The following is a 13,567-nucleotide window of genomic DNA, read 5'->3' as shown; positions in this document are numbered from 1 at the left end:
CGTGAACGCGTCCGGGCTTGAATCCGATCGGGAACTCGAGTCGTTAGCGCACGTTCGCGAACCGTTGAGTCGGTCGGCCATGAGTCCGGGATCCCTCGCGCGGGGCGTGGCCGCGCTCGCTGGCACGCTCGAGGGGAAGACGGTACAACTGCGCACGTATGACCTGGATCCAAAGTGGTCCGCACGATCAAGTCGGCCCCGGTCGATCTGATCGAGCACGACCGGACCCGGATGCTGCCGTTGCCGCCGATCCCGCTTCAGCTGGGGTGGCGGGAACGGATCCGGCTCGGCTGCGACTACTACGTGCGCCTGGCCGCGAACGACTACTCCGCCGACCTGACCGCGATCGGGCGGCTCGTCGACGTGAGCGCCAACCTCAAACGCATCCGAGTACGACTCGACGGTCGCGTCGTCGCCGGCCACGCCCGCGTCTTGGGCGCGCGGGTTACCGTCAACGAATTGCCAGCTTGCTGAGGGGCGCCGGCACGAAGTCGCTTGTAGCAGGACCACCGAGCGTCCGAAACACTGACGGTGGGTGCCCGTAGACTCGGCGACGTCTTTGCCGGCATGTGACGCCGGCACTGGATGGGATTGGAGGGCTGATGCCGAGTTATACGGTTGCCGAAGCTCGCGATGTCGGTGCAATGGCTGGGCGGTATCAACTCGGCGGAGCTCGCGAAGTTCTTCGAAGATCGGCATCGAGCACCCTGGGCCTGTTCGACATTTTCCTTAGTCACAGCTTCCACGACGCAGAGCTCATTCTGGGCGTCCGCGACATCCTGCAGCGGACTGGCAAGCGCGTATATGTCGATTGGATCGACGACCCACTGATGGACCGCTCCCATGTCACGAAGGCCACGGCAGAGCGGCTGCGCGCGCGGATGGACCAGTGCAGTGCCATGGTGTACGCCGCCACGCGCGCCGCGAGCACCTCCAAATGGATGCCGTGGGAACTTGGGTACTTCGATGGTCAGAAGGGCCGCGAGGCCATAGCGATCATGCCCCTTCTCGAAGTCTCTGGCCAGAGCGTGGGGCAGGAGTACATTGGCGTTTATCCGACGATCGAGCGATCGTCGACGGGGGCCCCCGAGCTGACGCAGCGAGAGAACGGCCGGATCTTGAGCAAGTCGCTCGACGACATGGTCCGGGCGCGCGGCGGTTTCGCCTGGAAGAACACCTTCTGATGTGGCTGAAACGTATGGAAGTGCTCCCATCTCCTTCGGCCGAGGATCGTCGAAAGCACTTGGACTTTGTTCAGTCGGTGATCGCAAGAATGGCTTCGGCGTCGGCGGCCACCAAGGGGTGGGCGTTGACAATCGCTGTTGCGACGTACGGGTACGCAGGAACAAAGCAGTCGATCCCTGTGGCGGTCCTAGGCATTGGTGCCGTCCTTTTGTTCGCGGCGCTTGACTCCCGGTACCTATTGGAAGAGCGGAAGTACAGGAAGCTCTTTCAGGCTGCAGCGGCCGGCGAAATCGGCGTGTTCGACATGAACGCAGATGCGTACTGCAAGACTCTCGACAGGGAGGCTCGCAAGACGCTCACGAAGGTGAACGTGATGTTGTCCTGGTCGGTACGTAACTTCTATGGCGCGATCTTCGGCGCGGGGCTGATCCTGCTTGGTTGGATCATCTGGTTCTGACCTTACGCACCGCTTCGCGCAGGGCTTCCCACGCGTCATCCTTCTGAGCTTCGGTGTAGTGGCTCTCGGGCGGCCAGATTCGGCCGATGCGGTCGTGCTCCCACCGCGGCACTACGTGGACGTGGACGTGCATCACGGTCTGGCTCGCTGCATGGCCGTTGGACTGAATCACGTTGAGGCCGTGCGGATTGAGAGCGTCCTTGATCGCCGTTGCTATCGCAAGTGTGGTGCTGGCGAGACGGGCCGCCGTGTGCGTGTCAAGTTCCCAAATGTCAGCGACGTGGTGCCTGGGAATCACCATCGTGTGCCCCAGGACCGCCGGCTCGGTGGGGAAGAAGGCGATGGTCTCCGCATCACGGTAGATCTGGCGTGCGTCGATATCCTCGTTCGCGACGATCTCGCAGAATGGGCAATCGGTGCGCGCGTCGCTCATGAGCGCGTGTAGGCCCTGTCCACCCACGATGCGATGTTGGCCTTGATGCTCGCGTGCACCTCTTGGCTGTTCATGCCTGACGGCTCGAACAACGGCACGTAGTCTCCCACGCTACCGCCACCCTGAAGCGTGATCTTCGCAAAAGGGTTGGCTCCCGCGCTGTCCGTTCGGCCGCCACTATCGGCGAGTCCATGTATCCGGACGCCAAGGATCGGCTTCTTGCCGTTCCAGGCCTTCTTGATCTCGTACTGCACCCACGGGCGCGAAGCGGTCTGTGCGCCCACCAAGACGATGACAGCCTTCTTATAGGACATCTGCTCGTCGATCCAGGCCTGGATCGCGGCATCGCCCTTTCGCTGCACCTCTTCCCACTTCTGCGCGTTGAGGATCGGCTGCCCATCAAGCGCTCCCATGTTGATGATTTGTTGTACCCGCCACGCATCGCGGCTGTAGTGGAAGCTGTAGAAAACGGACTTGGCCATTGGCGATCCTCCCGGTCGAGCAGTCGGTGCGCATTCTCAGGGCCACAGTACTGGGCACGGCGGACTCGGGGGCAACCGCAACGACACGCGATGTCGCGGCTCGTCAGAGTTGTGGGACGTCAACCGCAAGGCCAACGATCCCCCCGACGATGCCGAGCGTTTCAATGGCGGCACCGACAAATGTTGGGACTATCCGAACGTCCTCCGCAGAGCACCACTTGTAGAGCCCGTAGATCAGAACCAGCAGCCCCGCGATGCTGATGCCGATTGGCAGGGGGCCAGCGCCCACGAGTGCTATCACCAGGATCGAGATCACGCCCACGACGCCGATCGCAAATGACCACAGGATGCGTCCAAGCCGCTTGTTAGCCCAGTTCAGTTGGTTCGCGAGGGCTTGTTTTTCGAGGTCGAGCTCTGTGACTCGAGTTGCAGATTGCGTCGAGAGACGCTCATGCTCGGCAGCAATCGCGTGTGCGGTGGCCGCCTTGCGGTTCGCCTCAGCGACCTCAACCGCCTTTTCGTTCATCTGTAGCTGCTGGATGTGGGCGTTCCTTCTTGTTCTGGCTTCGAGAACGTCAGCTGCAAGCGAGGTGGCGGTGCGTCTGGTCGCGGCGTTGTCAAGCTCCGCGTCGAGTGTGAGTTGCGCGTATCGCAGATCGAGGTCGGTGCCACCCTTCCTAGGGCTGATCTGTGTTGCTAGCGACATGGCGATTTCGCTCGGGAACCTGGCCGGAAGCAGCCACATTGCCTCCTCCACTAGTTGGGCCGCTGCCGCTTCTGCAAGCTCGACGACATCCGCTGGTGGCACTGAGACGGACAGCAGTGTGCTCCATTGCGCCATCGACAGAGCCAGCGGAATCTTGTCGTGCGGGTTGGCCATTCGGTAGGCAGGGCTGATGTGCCGGTCTGTGGTGATGATCCACCCTCCGGGCCACTGACTTGTGCCGCGCTGGCGACGCCGGCGACGCCAAATGAGTGCCATCGAGTCTGCGTCTCGCTGCATCACCTGAGCTGACCGCCCGCCGAGCCCTCCTGCAAGCACAGCCTCCAATGCCTCTCGGCACTGTTGGACACGCGCTGCGTCCTCGTCATTGTGGTGAGGGCGAACAATCACGCCGAGATCGGTGAGCTTTTCGCGCAACCCGACTGCAGCGTCGATGACGTCATCTGGCGAGTGATAGCTACCTTCCCGAAAGGCTTCAATGCAGTAGCTGGGGAGTTCCCCATCCGTGAGTGAGGCGTACCATTCCTGTTTCACGCCTGCTTCATGGGCCTGCCGGAGATCCTCGATGACCCTTGGTATCTCACGGCGAATCACTTTTTCGAGTTCTTCGAGGGAGTGCTCACAGACCACGATGTCCCACCCAGCCTTCAGCGCGGCGTTGATCGTGAAGAGCGTGTTAGTTCGTATGCGGTCGGGGCCCAATAGCTCGATCAGCACGGGGGTATCGACCAGCGCACGTTGGCCGGTTGGATCGCCCAATTGCTCGAGTACTCCAGCAGCGTCGCGTCCAGCTACGTAGGAGTGCAGAACACACCCGGTCGTGATGTAGGACACAAGGTCACTGCCGAAAGTGTCCATCGGGTCGAGTGCTGCTAGCGCCGAAGCGCGAAGAAAGTCCTCAACCGCCTTGTCACCGCGCTCGGTGGTCAGCCCGGCGAGGACGCGATCGTAGTCGATGGTCTTGGGGTGGAGCCGCTTACCAACGAGGTGGTCCACATTACCCAGATAAGCGTCTTGGGACGCTTGTATGCCGCTGATCAGCGCGGAGACAATGCGCTCGAGCCAAAGTGCTGACTGGTCATCGCTGAGAGAGACAGCCAGTTCCTCTTGGGCCCTCTCGGCAAGCTCGACTCGTGCTTTGGCTTGGACGTTCCGCACCCACCCGGCTTGCTGATCAACATCGTCGGCACCTCGCGCCGTGAGCTGCCAGAGCTGGGAGTCGTCGAGCGCGACAGAGGGCACTACCAGGCTCAGGTCCTTGCCGAGGTCGAGCGCGAGTAGAACGGAGGCTTCGTCGGTAGAGGCGCCCGGCCAGATAAGGTTCACCACGGCAGTGACCTCCGGAAGGGTCTTCGGGCCGCTGCGCAGGGCGTGGCTAGCCGCAGCGAGAATCAAGTCGGCCTTCGTCGCTGCCCGATCAGCACTGACAAGCTGGCGAACGGCTCCGAGGAACGAAGACCCTTCCACAACTGCATCCTCTGGATCGCCCAGGTCCTCCGTGAACAATCCCGAAGTCAATGCTGCCTCGCATCGCTTGACCAGCGGACCGAGGCACTCACCGAGCTCGTCATTGAACCTCCTCTGGACTTCGTGCTCGATGCACAGTACCGAAACAGCCTCGGGGTTGGAGCTCGGCTCGCTTGAATACGTCACCGGATCTCGGCGTCAACCGACCGTGAGAGCCGTAGTTCCCGTTTGCCTCGCACGCGACGGTTCCTTGTGGATCCGAGCCAACTGACGCGGGGGACTCGATCAGGATGGCAACCCGGCGGACGTCAGCGCGCTGAGTGAGCTGCGGTTCCCGCTTGAATCCCGCTGAACACGCTACGCTCCAGCCCAGTCGTGGCGTTCACCCAGCCCGACCCCGCCGCCCAGGCGGCAGCAACCCCCGCTCGCGAGCCTTCGTGACCCAGCCCTGAGCGGTGGAGAGCGCGACGCCGTTGACCTGCGCCATCGTCGCGCTCGGGTTCCCGTCGCCCTGCTGCGTGAGCCGACCGTGCTGCAGGGCGACCAACTCGTAGAAGTCGGCCACCTTCTTCGGGTCGCCGAGCGGCTTGAGCAGGTCGCGCTCGCTCACCTTGCGGCCTGACGGCAGGACGATCTTGCCGCCGGTGATCGTCTCGGTGCGCTTCATCGCGAAGAGCCGCTTGTTGATTGCCGCCTCGATGCGTGCGGTTGGCAACTCGCGGAGGAGCTGGCTCGTGATCGGGTCGCCCGGGCGCCACGGCAGGTAGATCACGCCGGTGATGCGCATCTCTTCGGGCACGGCGAAGAGTTGCCGTTGCAAACGGATCATCACGCGGGTGTGCGTGGCCTCGTGCTCAAGGTAGCGCCAGCGGCCGTCAGCGGTCGAGTTCTGGTCGGAGTCCGCAGGCGTGCCCTGGTCGTCGTATCCGAGCACAGCATCGATCTGCTCGCTCGCGTCGTCAGCGCGCTCGCCGGGGAACCGGTTCGGCAGGTGCCAGCCCTCGGGCAGATCCTCCGGCACGAGCAAACCGTCGAAGGACTGATCGCCGGGGCGCGAACGCGAGCTGCTCATGGCAGCAACTCTATCCACCATCTCAGATAGTTGCCGAAACACATCATGCGATGGTAATCTCATATACCTGCAAATAGCCGCGTTCCGAAGCGAGGCGCGCGGGGCTGGTTGGAAGGGGTTCGTCATGGTCGACACCGCTTGGAAGGTCCAGTACCTCAACCGCGCCGAGGCGGCCGAGCGCTGCCGCATCCCGGTGTCGAGCTTCGACAAGCTCAGGCGCGATGGCCTCATCCCCGAGCCCGACGCGCACATGGGCAAGCACCTGCTGTGGAGCGCCGACACCATCGACGAACTCCTGGCGCGAGGCGGCACGGAGACCTGATGGCCGGTCGGCCAGGCAGATACTCTCCGACGCGGATCGATCCGCGCACGGGGCGGCCGCTGCCCGAGGGCATCCGCTGGCGCACCGATAGACAGCGGTACCAGGTCCGCGTCGTCGGCCCGAGGGTCGACGGGGGAGCGGCCGAGCGATCGCGGATGTTCCTCACCCTCGCCGAGGCCAAGCGCGAACTCGCCAAGATGGTCGCCGGCCGAAACCCGAACGGCTCCATGACCCTCGAGCAGTGGCACGAGAAGTACTGGCCCGCGATCGCGTCATCGGTTCGCCCGGCAACCGCGCGCGGCTACGGCGTGGCCTGGCGTCTGCGGGTGAAGCCGAGCTTGGGGCGACAGCGGCTCGAGGACATCACGTCGCCGATGATCGAGTCGGCGATGGTCGCCTGGTCGGGCGGGGCATCCGCGAAGAACGATGCGCTCGCCGTGCTGTCGCGCCTCCTCGATGGCGCGCGGCGCTCGCGGTTCATCGATTACAACCCGGCTCGCGAGGTGAAGCGACCGAGCATGCGCGAATCGGTCTCGCCGATCTCGCGAGCGCTCACGCTCGACCAGGTCCGCACGCTCCTCGAGCTCGTGCCCGAGGGCGCCTATCGCAACTACGTCGCCGCGCTCGTCTACACCGGTATGCGCGCTGGCGAAGCGACCGCACTCCGCGTCGGCGACGTCGACTTCAAGCGCGGCATAATTCGCGTCAGCCGCTCGCTGAGCCCAGGCCAACGCGGCGAGCTCATCGAGCAGTCGCCGAAGAGTCACAAGTCGCGCGAGGTCCCACTGATCGACGCCCTGCGCCCCTACGCCGAGCAGGCCGCGCGCGGCAAGCAACCGAGCGACCTGCTCTTCTCTGGGCCCGACGGCGGACGGCTCACGAACCACAACGCTCGCCGCGGCGTCGACTGGGAGGCGCTGCGAAAGGCGATCGGCCGGCCCGACCTGCGCGTCCACGACCTCCGGCACACGTTCGCCACGATCCTGTTCGATGCCGGCGCCAGCGCTCCCGACGTGCAGGCGACGCTCGGCCACTCGAGCCTGCAGGTCACCGAGCGCTACTCACGCGCTCGCGAAGGCGTCGCGCTCCGCGCCGGTGCCGCCCTCGACCAGATGCTCGGCGAGGCGGACACGGCAGAACAGAAGAAGGTCGGCGATCCGGCATCCAAGACGAAGAAGCGCAAGTCTGCCGAGATGGCCCGCAAGGCGGCCCGCGCGGACCTTAATGGCCCAACAATGGCCCACCCTCAGAACGGGCCCGACACGATCGGCCGATAGAACGAGAAAACCCCCGGTAAACCGGGGGTTTTGACTGTGGCTCCGACCGGCATCGATCCGGTGACCTTTCGATTTTCAGTCGAACGCTCTACCAACTGAGCTACAGAGCCTCAGGCTCGAAGAGCCTGATATAAGGAGAAAGCCCCTTCTCTCGAAAGGGCTTGTCGCCTTTGGCGACCCTGACGGGACTTGAACCCGCGACCTCCGCCGTGACAGGGCGGCACGCTAACCAACTGCGCTACAGGGCCATGCGTATTGAATTATATCTTGCCGTTCAGCGTGACCCCAACGGGATTCGAACCCGTGCTGCCGCCGTGAAAGGGCGGTGTCCTAGGCCGCTAAACGATGGGGCCGGAGGCTTGTGACTGGCACAACCACCGAGAGAAAAGCATACGGGTTCCCGGCGCGACTTCCAAATCGAGGCCGCACCGGATGCACGGAGCAGCCGTCGTACGGGCGCCACGGGAATGAGAACCCCAGTTCAGGGCCGGTTTCCAAGGCTGCGGCATCTCGGTGACCTCGGGTCGGGTCATCCTGTCGACCGCCTCGGCGCCGTGATCCGCCACGCGGAGCGGCAATCCGCGGGTACCTCCACGCCTCCGCCTAGCGTGGCAGTGACGTCCGCATCAGCGGGCGTCGACTCGAGGCGCGGTCCGACCGACAGTGCCCCGCGTGGACTGGAACCCCATGGACCGAACCGCACCCACCCGAGAGTCGACGAGCCGGCGGGGCATCCGTCGGCTCACCGCCGTGCTCGCGGCGGCGGCGCTCGCGGTCGCGCTGCCGATCGTCGCGCCGTCCGCGCCCCCGGCGCAGGCCGCCACCTACCCGACGTGGGAGGAGCTGCAGGCCGCGAAGGCGAACACCGCCGCCGCGAACCAGGCGGTCGCGACGATCACGAGCCTCATCGCGGGACTCGAGGTCCAGGTCGCCCAGACGCGCGCCGAGGCCGAGCGCCGCACCGACCTGCTCATCGCCGCGCAGCAGCGCTACGACGACGCCGTGCGACGCGCCGACGAGATCCAGGCCCAGGCGGATGCCTCCGCAGCCGAGGCCGAGGCGGCCAAGCGGAACGCGGCCCAGGTCGCCGGGCAGCTCTACCGCGCCGGCGGCAGCGACCTGACCGTCGAGCTCCTCTTCGACGCGGGCGACGCGCAGACGACCGACGCGCTGCTCGCGCGGCTCGGGAGCATGGACAAGATGGTCGAGCGCACATCGTCGATCTACCGCCAGGCGAACGAGAAGGCGAACACGGCCCGGTCGCTCGGCGAGCAGGCCGGGGTCGCGCGTGCCGAGCGCGAACGGCTCCGTCTCGAGGCCGAGGCGGCGCTGCAGGCCGCGCTCGAGGCGCAGGCCGCCGCCGAGGCGGCCCTCGCCGAGTCGCAGGCGAAGAAGACCGAACTCGAGGCGCAGCTCGCGTTCCTCAAGGACGTCGAGGCCAAGACCTCGGCCGCCTACGAGGAGGGCGAGCGCATCCGCCGCGAGGAGGAGGCGCGCCGCGCCGAGGAGGAGCGACGCCGTCGCGAGGAGGCCATGCGCTCGGGCTCGGCCGGCGCGGTCCAGACGTCGGGGTGGGCGCGGCCCGCGGCGGGACGCATCACAAGCGGCTACGGCGCGCGCGGCTCGATCTGCACCGGCGGCGGCTGCTCGAACACCTTCCACTACGCGGTCGACCTCGGCACCGGGTGCTATGCCCCGATCTACGCCGCGAACAGCGGCATCGTGCGATTCTCGGGATGGTCGGGCACCTACGGGAACTACATCCAGATCGACCACGGCGGCGGGATCTGGACGGGCTACGCGCACATCGTCGACGGCGGCAGGTACGTCGGCGTCGGCCAGTGGGTCGACGCCGGCCAGAACATCGCCGAGACCGGGTCGACGGGCGTGTCGACCGCGTGCCACCTCCACTTCGAGGTGTGGTCGGGCGGGTCCCGGATCAACCCGATCTCCTTCATGGCCGATCGGGGCGTCGACTTCCAGTGATCGCGTGAGGCGCGACCGCACGACCGGGGGGTGAGTTGCGGATGGACGAGCAGGATCGATCGCACGACGGCGCGCGACGGGATCGTCGGCATCAGACCGGCGCGATCGCAACGGGCGTCATGGCCTCGGCCGCGATCGGCGTCGTGACCGCGACGGTGGCCGTCGTCGCCGGACCCGCCGCGGCCGAACCCGACTACCCGAGTTGGGAGGAGATCGAGCAGGCGAAGCAGGACGAACGCGCGACGGCGGCCGAGGCGGAGCGGATCGACGGGCTGCTCGCCGGGCTCCGGCAGGTCGCGGATGCGGCGGTGCGGGCGTCGCAGGTCGCGGACGAGGCCTGGCGCAACGCGGCCATCGCCCTCGATCGCGCGACCGAGCGCGAGCAGCGCCTCGCGGAGGCGACGAACGCGGCGGAGCAGGAGGCCGAGACGTCCCGGATCCGGGCGGGCCTGCTCGCGGCGCACCTCGCTCGGACGGCCGGCGGCGACCTGACGGCCGAGCTGGCGTTCTCGGATGACCCGACCGGGCTGCTGCAGCGGCTCGGCCTCGCCTCGCGACTCGGCGAGCAGGCGCAGGCGGCGTACGAACGGGCCGCGGCCGACCGGAACACGGCCGCCGCGCTCCGCGAGCAGGCGGGCCGGGCGGCCGACGCCAGGGAGCGCCTCGCGACGGCCGCCGAACGGGCGGCGGACGACGCGCGCGACGCCGCAACGGCCGCGAACGCCGCGGTCGCCGACGCCGAAGAACGCTCGGCCGAGCTCGTCGCCCAGCTCGCCGTCCTGCACGACACGACGGCGGAACTCGAGCGGGAGCGCGTCGACGGCATCGCGCGCGAGCAGGCGGCGCAGGCGCAGGCGGCTGCGGCAGCGGCGGCCGCCGCAGCCGAGGCGGAGGCCGCGCGCCGCGCACGGGATGCCGCGGGCGGTGGATCGGGAGCCGGCTCGGGTGGCGGGTCGGGCGGCGGGTCGGGCGGCGGGTCGGCAGGCGGCCCCGCCGGGCCGGCCGGGCCGCCTGCGCCGCCGAACGCCTCGGCGGTCGAGCAGGCGATCTCGTTCGCGTACGCGCAGCTCGGCGAGCCGTACCGCCTCGGCGGGGCGGGTCCGGACGTGTGGGACTGCTCCGGGCTCACGAAGGCGGCCTACGCGTCGGCCGGCATCGGGATCGGCACCCACTCGGCGACCAACCAGTACCTGACCCTCGCGGGCCGCGGGCTGGCCGTGCCGCTCTCGCAGATCCAGCGTGGGGACCTCCTGTTCTGGGGAGGCGGCGGCAGCTATTACCACGTCGCGATCTACCTCGGCGGCGGACGCATCCTCGAAGCGCCGCGCGACGGCGTGCCGGTGCGCGAGTACTTCATCTGGGGTTCGCCCGCCGCGGCGGCCCGCCCCGCGGGCTGAGCCGAGCGTCGAGCGCTGCCCACCCCATTCGCGCGGACGCGAATCGTCGCTTCGGGGATTCCATTCCGACGATTCGCGTCCGTGCCCGCACGGCGCCAGGCGCCACCCGCCGCCGCGCGCTCGCCACCCGCGCCCGGAACGCGAACGAGCGGATGCCCCGACCAGGGCATCCGCTCGTCATGAGGTGCGCGCGGTCAGTGACCGGGGTACGCCTCCAGCGCCTTCTGGACGAGGGCGTCGGCCTCGGCGGCGTTCGCCCAGCCCTCGGTCTTGACCCACTTGCCGGGCTCGAGGTCCTTGTAGTGCTCGAAGAAGTGCTCGATCTCCTTGCGGGTGTACTCGGGGATGTCCTCGACGTCCTGGATGTGGTCCCAGCGCGGGTCGCCCGAGAGCACCGCGATCACCTTGGCGTCGCCGCCGCCGTCGTCGGTCATGTGGAAGACGCCGACCGGGCGGACCTTCAGCCCGATGCCGGGGAAGATCGGGTAGTCGAGGAGGACCAGGACGTCCAGCGGGTCGCCGTCGTCGCCCAGCGTGTCCTCGAAGTAGCCGTAGTCGGTCGGGTACACGAAGGTCGTGTAGAGCACGCGGTCGAGGAAGACGCGACCGGTCTCGTGGTCGACCTCGTACTTGTTGCGGCTCCCCTTCGGGATCTCGATGACGGCGTTGTACTCGCCCATGATGCGCTCCTGAGTCAGATGGAAGTCACGCCGGGCCGCCCGGATCGGGCACGCGATCGGCGGAATAAGGTTACCCCGATGCCTTCAGACCAGCCTGCGGATGCCTCGGCCGCCCGTCGCCCGCGCCTGACGCCGCCGATCGCGGACCTCCGTCGCGCCGTGCGCGCGGTGCTCGAGCCGGCGGGCGCGGGGTCTCGAGACGCGTCCTCGCTCCGCTCGGGCGCTCCTCGACCACCGGCAGGGGATGCCTCGCTCCGCTCGGGCGCTCCTCGACCACCGATGGGGGATGCCTCGCTCGGCTCGGGCGCTCCTCGACCACCGGTGGGGGATGCCTCGCTCGGCTCGGGCGCTCCTCGACCACCGGTGGGGGATGCCTCGCTCCGCTCGGGCGCTCCTCGACCACCGGCAGGGGAGGATGCCCCGCTGGTGCTGGTCGCCCTCTCCGGGGGCGCCGACTCGCTCGCGCTCGCCGCGGGCGTCGCGTTCGAGGCGCCGCGTGCGGGCCTGCGCGCGGGTGCGGTGATCGTCGACCACGGGCTGCAGGATGCCTCGGCCGACGTCGCGAGCCGCGCCGCGGCGCAGGCACGCGAGCTCGGGCTGGATCCGGTGCTCGTCCGCCGGGTCGAGGTCGACACACGTGCGGGCGGCGACGGGCCCGAGGCATCCGCTCGCTCGGCCAGGTATGCAGCGCTGGATGCCGCGGCCGACGAGGTCGGCGCGGACCTGGTCCTGCTCGCCCACACGCTCGACGACCAGGCCGAGACCGTACTGCTCGGGCTCGCGCGCGGATCGGGTGCGGCGAGCCTGCAGGGCATGGCCGCGCGGAACGGCCGGTACGTGCGGCCGCTGCTCGGGATCCGCCGCGCGACGACGCGCCGGGCGTGCGCCGATGCCGGGCTCGAACCCTGGGACGACCCGCACAACGCCGACCCCGCGTACGCGCGCGTGCGCGTGCGCGACCGCGTGCTCCCGCTGCTCGAGGCCGAGCTTGGCCCGGGTGTCGCCGAGGCGCTCGCGCGCACGGCCGAGCAGCTCCGCGAGGACGAGGACGCCTTCCGCGACCAGCTCGAGGAGTTCATCGAGGAGGTCTGCGAGCCCGCCGAGGCGGGCATCGCGGTGTCGGTCGGATGGCTCGCCGCGAACCCGGCGGCGATCCGGCAGCGGGTCATCCGTCATGTGGTCCAGAGCGAGTTCGGCATCGCGCTCTCGCGCACGCAGACCCTCGACGTGGCGCGGCTCGTCACCGACTGGCACGGGCAGGGGCCGATCGACCTGCCGGGCGGCGTCCGCGCGACGCGGGCCGGCGCGCACGTCGTCTTTTCGACCACCGGCGCGACCGAGGTGCTCCCGCACGACCACTGATCCGGCGCGGGGCACCCAGCGGCGCCCGCGGCAGCCGGCCTTTGCCGGCCCTCGCCCGCCCGACCGCACGCCGGTAGGCTCGGACGGGGGATCGACCCGGAGGGAGCACGGGCATGCACGCGAGCGACATCGAGGGCGACCTCACCGAGGTCCTGGTCACCGAGGACGAGATCCGGGCGAGGCTCGACGAGCTCGCCGCCCGCATCGAGGCCGACTACGCGGGCGAGGACCTCCTGCTCGTCGGGGTGCTCCGGGGCGCGGTGATGGTCATGGCCGACCTCGCCCGATCCATGCGGGGCCACCTCGAGATGGACTGGATGGCGGTCTCCTCCTACGGGACCTCGACCCAGTCGAGCGGCGTCGTGCGGATCCTGAAGGACCTCGACACCGACATCCAGGGCCGGCACGTGCTCATCGTCGAGGACATCATCGACTCGGGCCTCACGCTCAGCTGGCTCCGCGGCAACCTCGAGTCCCGCGGCACCGCGAGCGTCGAGATCTGCGCGCTGTTCCGCAAGCCCGACGCGGCCAAGGTCGAGGTCGACGTGCGCTACGTCGGGTTCGACATCCCGAACAAGTTCATCGTCGGGTACGGGCTCGACTACGCCGAGCGGTACCGGAACCTGCGCGACGTCGCGATCCTCGCGCCGCACGTCTACTCGTAGGCCGCCGGGCCGACCCAGGAGCGCGCGGCACAGCCCTCAGCGAACAGACAGGCCACGT

At 68.2% G+C, this 13,567-nt stretch carries 14 protein-coding genes and 3 tRNA genes; 9 read left to right on the top strand and 8 right to left on the bottom strand.

The window, feature by feature from the left end; all coding sequences use genetic code 11:
- The first annotated feature begins 174 nt into the window (after window positions 1-174).
- The 3 genes from ACDF64_RS01960 to ACDF64_RS01950 all read left to right on the top strand — a co-directional run bounded on the left by ACDF64_RS01960 (window position 175) and on the right by ACDF64_RS01950 (window position 1,642).
- Window positions 175-474: a hypothetical protein gene (locus ACDF64_RS01960; RefSeq protein ID WP_394553111.1), complete on the top strand. Its 300-nt coding sequence runs from the start codon at window positions 175-177 to the stop codon at window positions 472-474.
- A gap of 128 nt (window positions 475-602) precedes the next feature.
- On the top strand, window positions 603-1,184 hold the full coding sequence (locus tag ACDF64_RS01955) for a hypothetical protein (protein WP_394553110.1): 582 nt from the start codon (window positions 603-605) through the stop codon (window positions 1,182-1,184).
- Window positions 1,184-1,642, top strand: coding sequence for a hypothetical protein (locus tag ACDF64_RS01950; protein WP_394553109.1), 459 nt, complete (start codon window positions 1,184-1,186; stop codon window positions 1,640-1,642). Before ACDF64_RS01955 ends, ACDF64_RS01950 begins: the two co-directional genes overlap by 1 nt.
- On the opposite strand, the gene ACDF64_RS01945 is transcribed toward ACDF64_RS01950, so the two are convergent.
- The 4 genes from ACDF64_RS01945 to ACDF64_RS01930 form a co-directional block, all read right to left on the bottom strand.
- Complete coding sequence (locus tag ACDF64_RS01945) at window positions 1,629-2,075, bottom strand: HIT domain-containing protein (RefSeq protein WP_394553108.1); 447 nt, start codon at window positions 2,073-2,075, stop codon at window positions 1,629-1,631. The two genes, ACDF64_RS01950 and ACDF64_RS01945, sit on opposite strands and share 14 nt — an antisense overlap.
- Window positions 2,072-2,557, bottom strand: coding sequence for a TIR domain-containing protein (locus ACDF64_RS01940; RefSeq protein ID WP_394553107.1), 486 nt, complete (start codon window positions 2,555-2,557; stop codon window positions 2,072-2,074). The genes ACDF64_RS01945 and ACDF64_RS01940 overlap by 4 nt, the downstream gene beginning before the upstream one ends.
- A gap of 103 nt (window positions 2,558-2,660) precedes the next feature.
- Window positions 2,661-4,787 (bottom strand): hypothetical protein, encoded by a 2,127-nt coding sequence (locus tag ACDF64_RS01935; RefSeq protein ID WP_394553105.1) that lies wholly within the window; start codon window positions 4,785-4,787, stop codon window positions 2,661-2,663.
- Between the two features lie 343 nt (window positions 4,788-5,130).
- Window positions 5,131-5,820, bottom strand: coding sequence for a hypothetical protein (locus ACDF64_RS01930; RefSeq protein WP_394553103.1), 690 nt, complete (start codon window positions 5,818-5,820; stop codon window positions 5,131-5,133).
- Window positions 5,821-5,944: 124 nt separating this feature from the next.
- Here ACDF64_RS01930 and ACDF64_RS01925 point away from each other — a divergent pair, with 124 nt between their 5' ends.
- Window positions 5,945-6,142, top strand: a complete 198-nt coding sequence (locus ACDF64_RS01925) for a hypothetical protein (RefSeq protein ID WP_350349069.1) — start codon at window positions 5,945-5,947, stop codon at window positions 6,140-6,142.
- A gap of 155 nt (window positions 6,143-6,297) precedes the next feature.
- Window positions 6,298-7,419 carry a tyrosine-type recombinase/integrase gene (locus ACDF64_RS01920; protein ID WP_394553101.1) on the top strand — a complete coding sequence of 374 codons (1,122 nt, stop codon included), beginning with the start codon at window positions 6,298-6,300 and terminating at the stop codon, window positions 7,417-7,419.
- A 37-nt stretch (window positions 7,420-7,456) separates the two neighbouring features.
- Here the strand turns inward: ACDF64_RS01920 and ACDF64_RS01915 are convergent.
- The 3 genes from ACDF64_RS01915 to ACDF64_RS01905 all read right to left on the bottom strand — a co-directional run bounded on the left by ACDF64_RS01915 (window position 7,457) and on the right by ACDF64_RS01905 (window position 7,772).
- A tRNA-Phe gene (locus ACDF64_RS01915) sits at window positions 7,457-7,529 on the bottom strand.
- A gap of 61 nt (window positions 7,530-7,590) precedes the next feature.
- Window positions 7,591-7,667 (bottom strand) — tRNA-Asp (locus tag ACDF64_RS01910).
- A 32-nt stretch (window positions 7,668-7,699) separates the two neighbouring features.
- Window positions 7,700-7,772 (bottom strand) — tRNA-Glu (locus tag ACDF64_RS01905).
- 334 nt (window positions 7,773-8,106) lie between these two features.
- Between ACDF64_RS01905 and ACDF64_RS01900 the strand changes: the two genes are divergently transcribed.
- Together ACDF64_RS01900 and ACDF64_RS01895 are read left to right on the top strand one after the other, a co-directional pair.
- Complete coding sequence (locus ACDF64_RS01900) at window positions 8,107-9,405, top strand: M23 family metallopeptidase (protein WP_394553099.1); 1,299 nt, start codon at window positions 8,107-8,109, stop codon at window positions 9,403-9,405.
- A gap of 41 nt (window positions 9,406-9,446) precedes the next feature.
- Window positions 9,447-10,802, top strand: coding sequence for an NlpC/P60 family protein (locus ACDF64_RS01895; RefSeq protein ID WP_394553097.1), 1,356 nt, complete (start codon window positions 9,447-9,449; stop codon window positions 10,800-10,802).
- Between the two features lie 194 nt (window positions 10,803-10,996).
- On the opposite strand, the gene ACDF64_RS01890 is transcribed toward ACDF64_RS01895, so the two are convergent.
- Complete coding sequence (locus ACDF64_RS01890; protein ID WP_394553095.1) at window positions 10,997-11,482, bottom strand: inorganic diphosphatase; 486 nt, start codon at window positions 11,480-11,482, stop codon at window positions 10,997-10,999.
- 279 nt (window positions 11,483-11,761) lie between these two features.
- On the opposite strand from ACDF64_RS01890, the gene tilS reads away from it, so the two are divergent.
- Together tilS and hpt are read left to right on the top strand one after the other, a co-directional pair.
- Window positions 11,762-12,844, top strand: a complete 1,083-nt coding sequence (gene tilS / locus ACDF64_RS01885; protein ID WP_394555036.1) for a tRNA lysidine(34) synthetase TilS — start codon at window positions 11,762-11,764, stop codon at window positions 12,842-12,844.
- Between the two features lie 113 nt (window positions 12,845-12,957).
- Complete coding sequence (hpt, locus tag ACDF64_RS01880; RefSeq protein ID WP_394553093.1) at window positions 12,958-13,509, top strand: hypoxanthine phosphoribosyltransferase; 552 nt, start codon at window positions 12,958-12,960, stop codon at window positions 13,507-13,509.
- The last annotated feature ends 58 nt before the right edge of the window (window positions 13,510-13,567 follow it).

The organism is Agromyces sp. MMS24-JH15 (assembly GCF_043518605.1).
GTDB lineage: Bacteria > Actinomycetota > Actinomycetes > Actinomycetales > Microbacteriaceae > Agromyces.
Note: the sequence above shows the minus strand (reverse complement) of the source record. Positions and strands in the feature narration are given on the sequence as shown.

Coding starts and splice junctions, on each gene's coding strand:
- ACDF64_RS01900 (WP_394553099.1), top strand. CDS start 8,107: ATGGACCGAACCGCACCCACCCGAGAGTCGACGAGCCGGCGGGGCATC.
- hpt (WP_394553093.1), top strand. CDS start 12,958: ATGCACGCGAGCGACATCGAGGGCGACCTCACCGAGGTCCTGGTCACC.
- tilS (WP_394555036.1), top strand. CDS start 11,762: ATGGGGGATGCCTCGCTCGGCTCGGGCGCTCCTCGACCACCGGTGGGG.
- ACDF64_RS01950 (WP_394553109.1), top strand. CDS start 1,184: ATGTGGCTGAAACGTATGGAAGTGCTCCCATCTCCTTCGGCCGAGGAT.
- ACDF64_RS01940 (WP_394553107.1), bottom strand. CDS start 2,557: ATGGCCAAGTCCGTTTTCTACAGCTTCCACTACAGCCGCGATGCGTGG.
- ACDF64_RS01925 (WP_350349069.1), top strand. CDS start 5,945: ATGGTCGACACCGCTTGGAAGGTCCAGTACCTCAACCGCGCCGAGGCG.
- ACDF64_RS01930 (WP_394553103.1), bottom strand. CDS start 5,820: ATGAGCAGCTCGCGTTCGCGCCCCGGCGATCAGTCCTTCGACGGTTTG.
- ACDF64_RS01945 (WP_394553108.1), bottom strand. CDS start 2,075: ATGAGCGACGCGCGCACCGATTGCCCATTCTGCGAGATCGTCGCGAAC.
- ACDF64_RS01890 (WP_394553095.1), bottom strand. CDS start 11,482: ATGGGCGAGTACAACGCCGTCATCGAGATCCCGAAGGGGAGCCGCAAC.
- ACDF64_RS01955 (WP_394553110.1), top strand. CDS start 603: ATGCCGAGTTATACGGTTGCCGAAGCTCGCGATGTCGGTGCAATGGCT.
- ACDF64_RS01895 (WP_394553097.1), top strand. CDS start 9,447: ATGGACGAGCAGGATCGATCGCACGACGGCGCGCGACGGGATCGTCGG.
- ACDF64_RS01920 (WP_394553101.1), top strand. CDS start 6,298: ATGTTCCTCACCCTCGCCGAGGCCAAGCGCGAACTCGCCAAGATGGTC.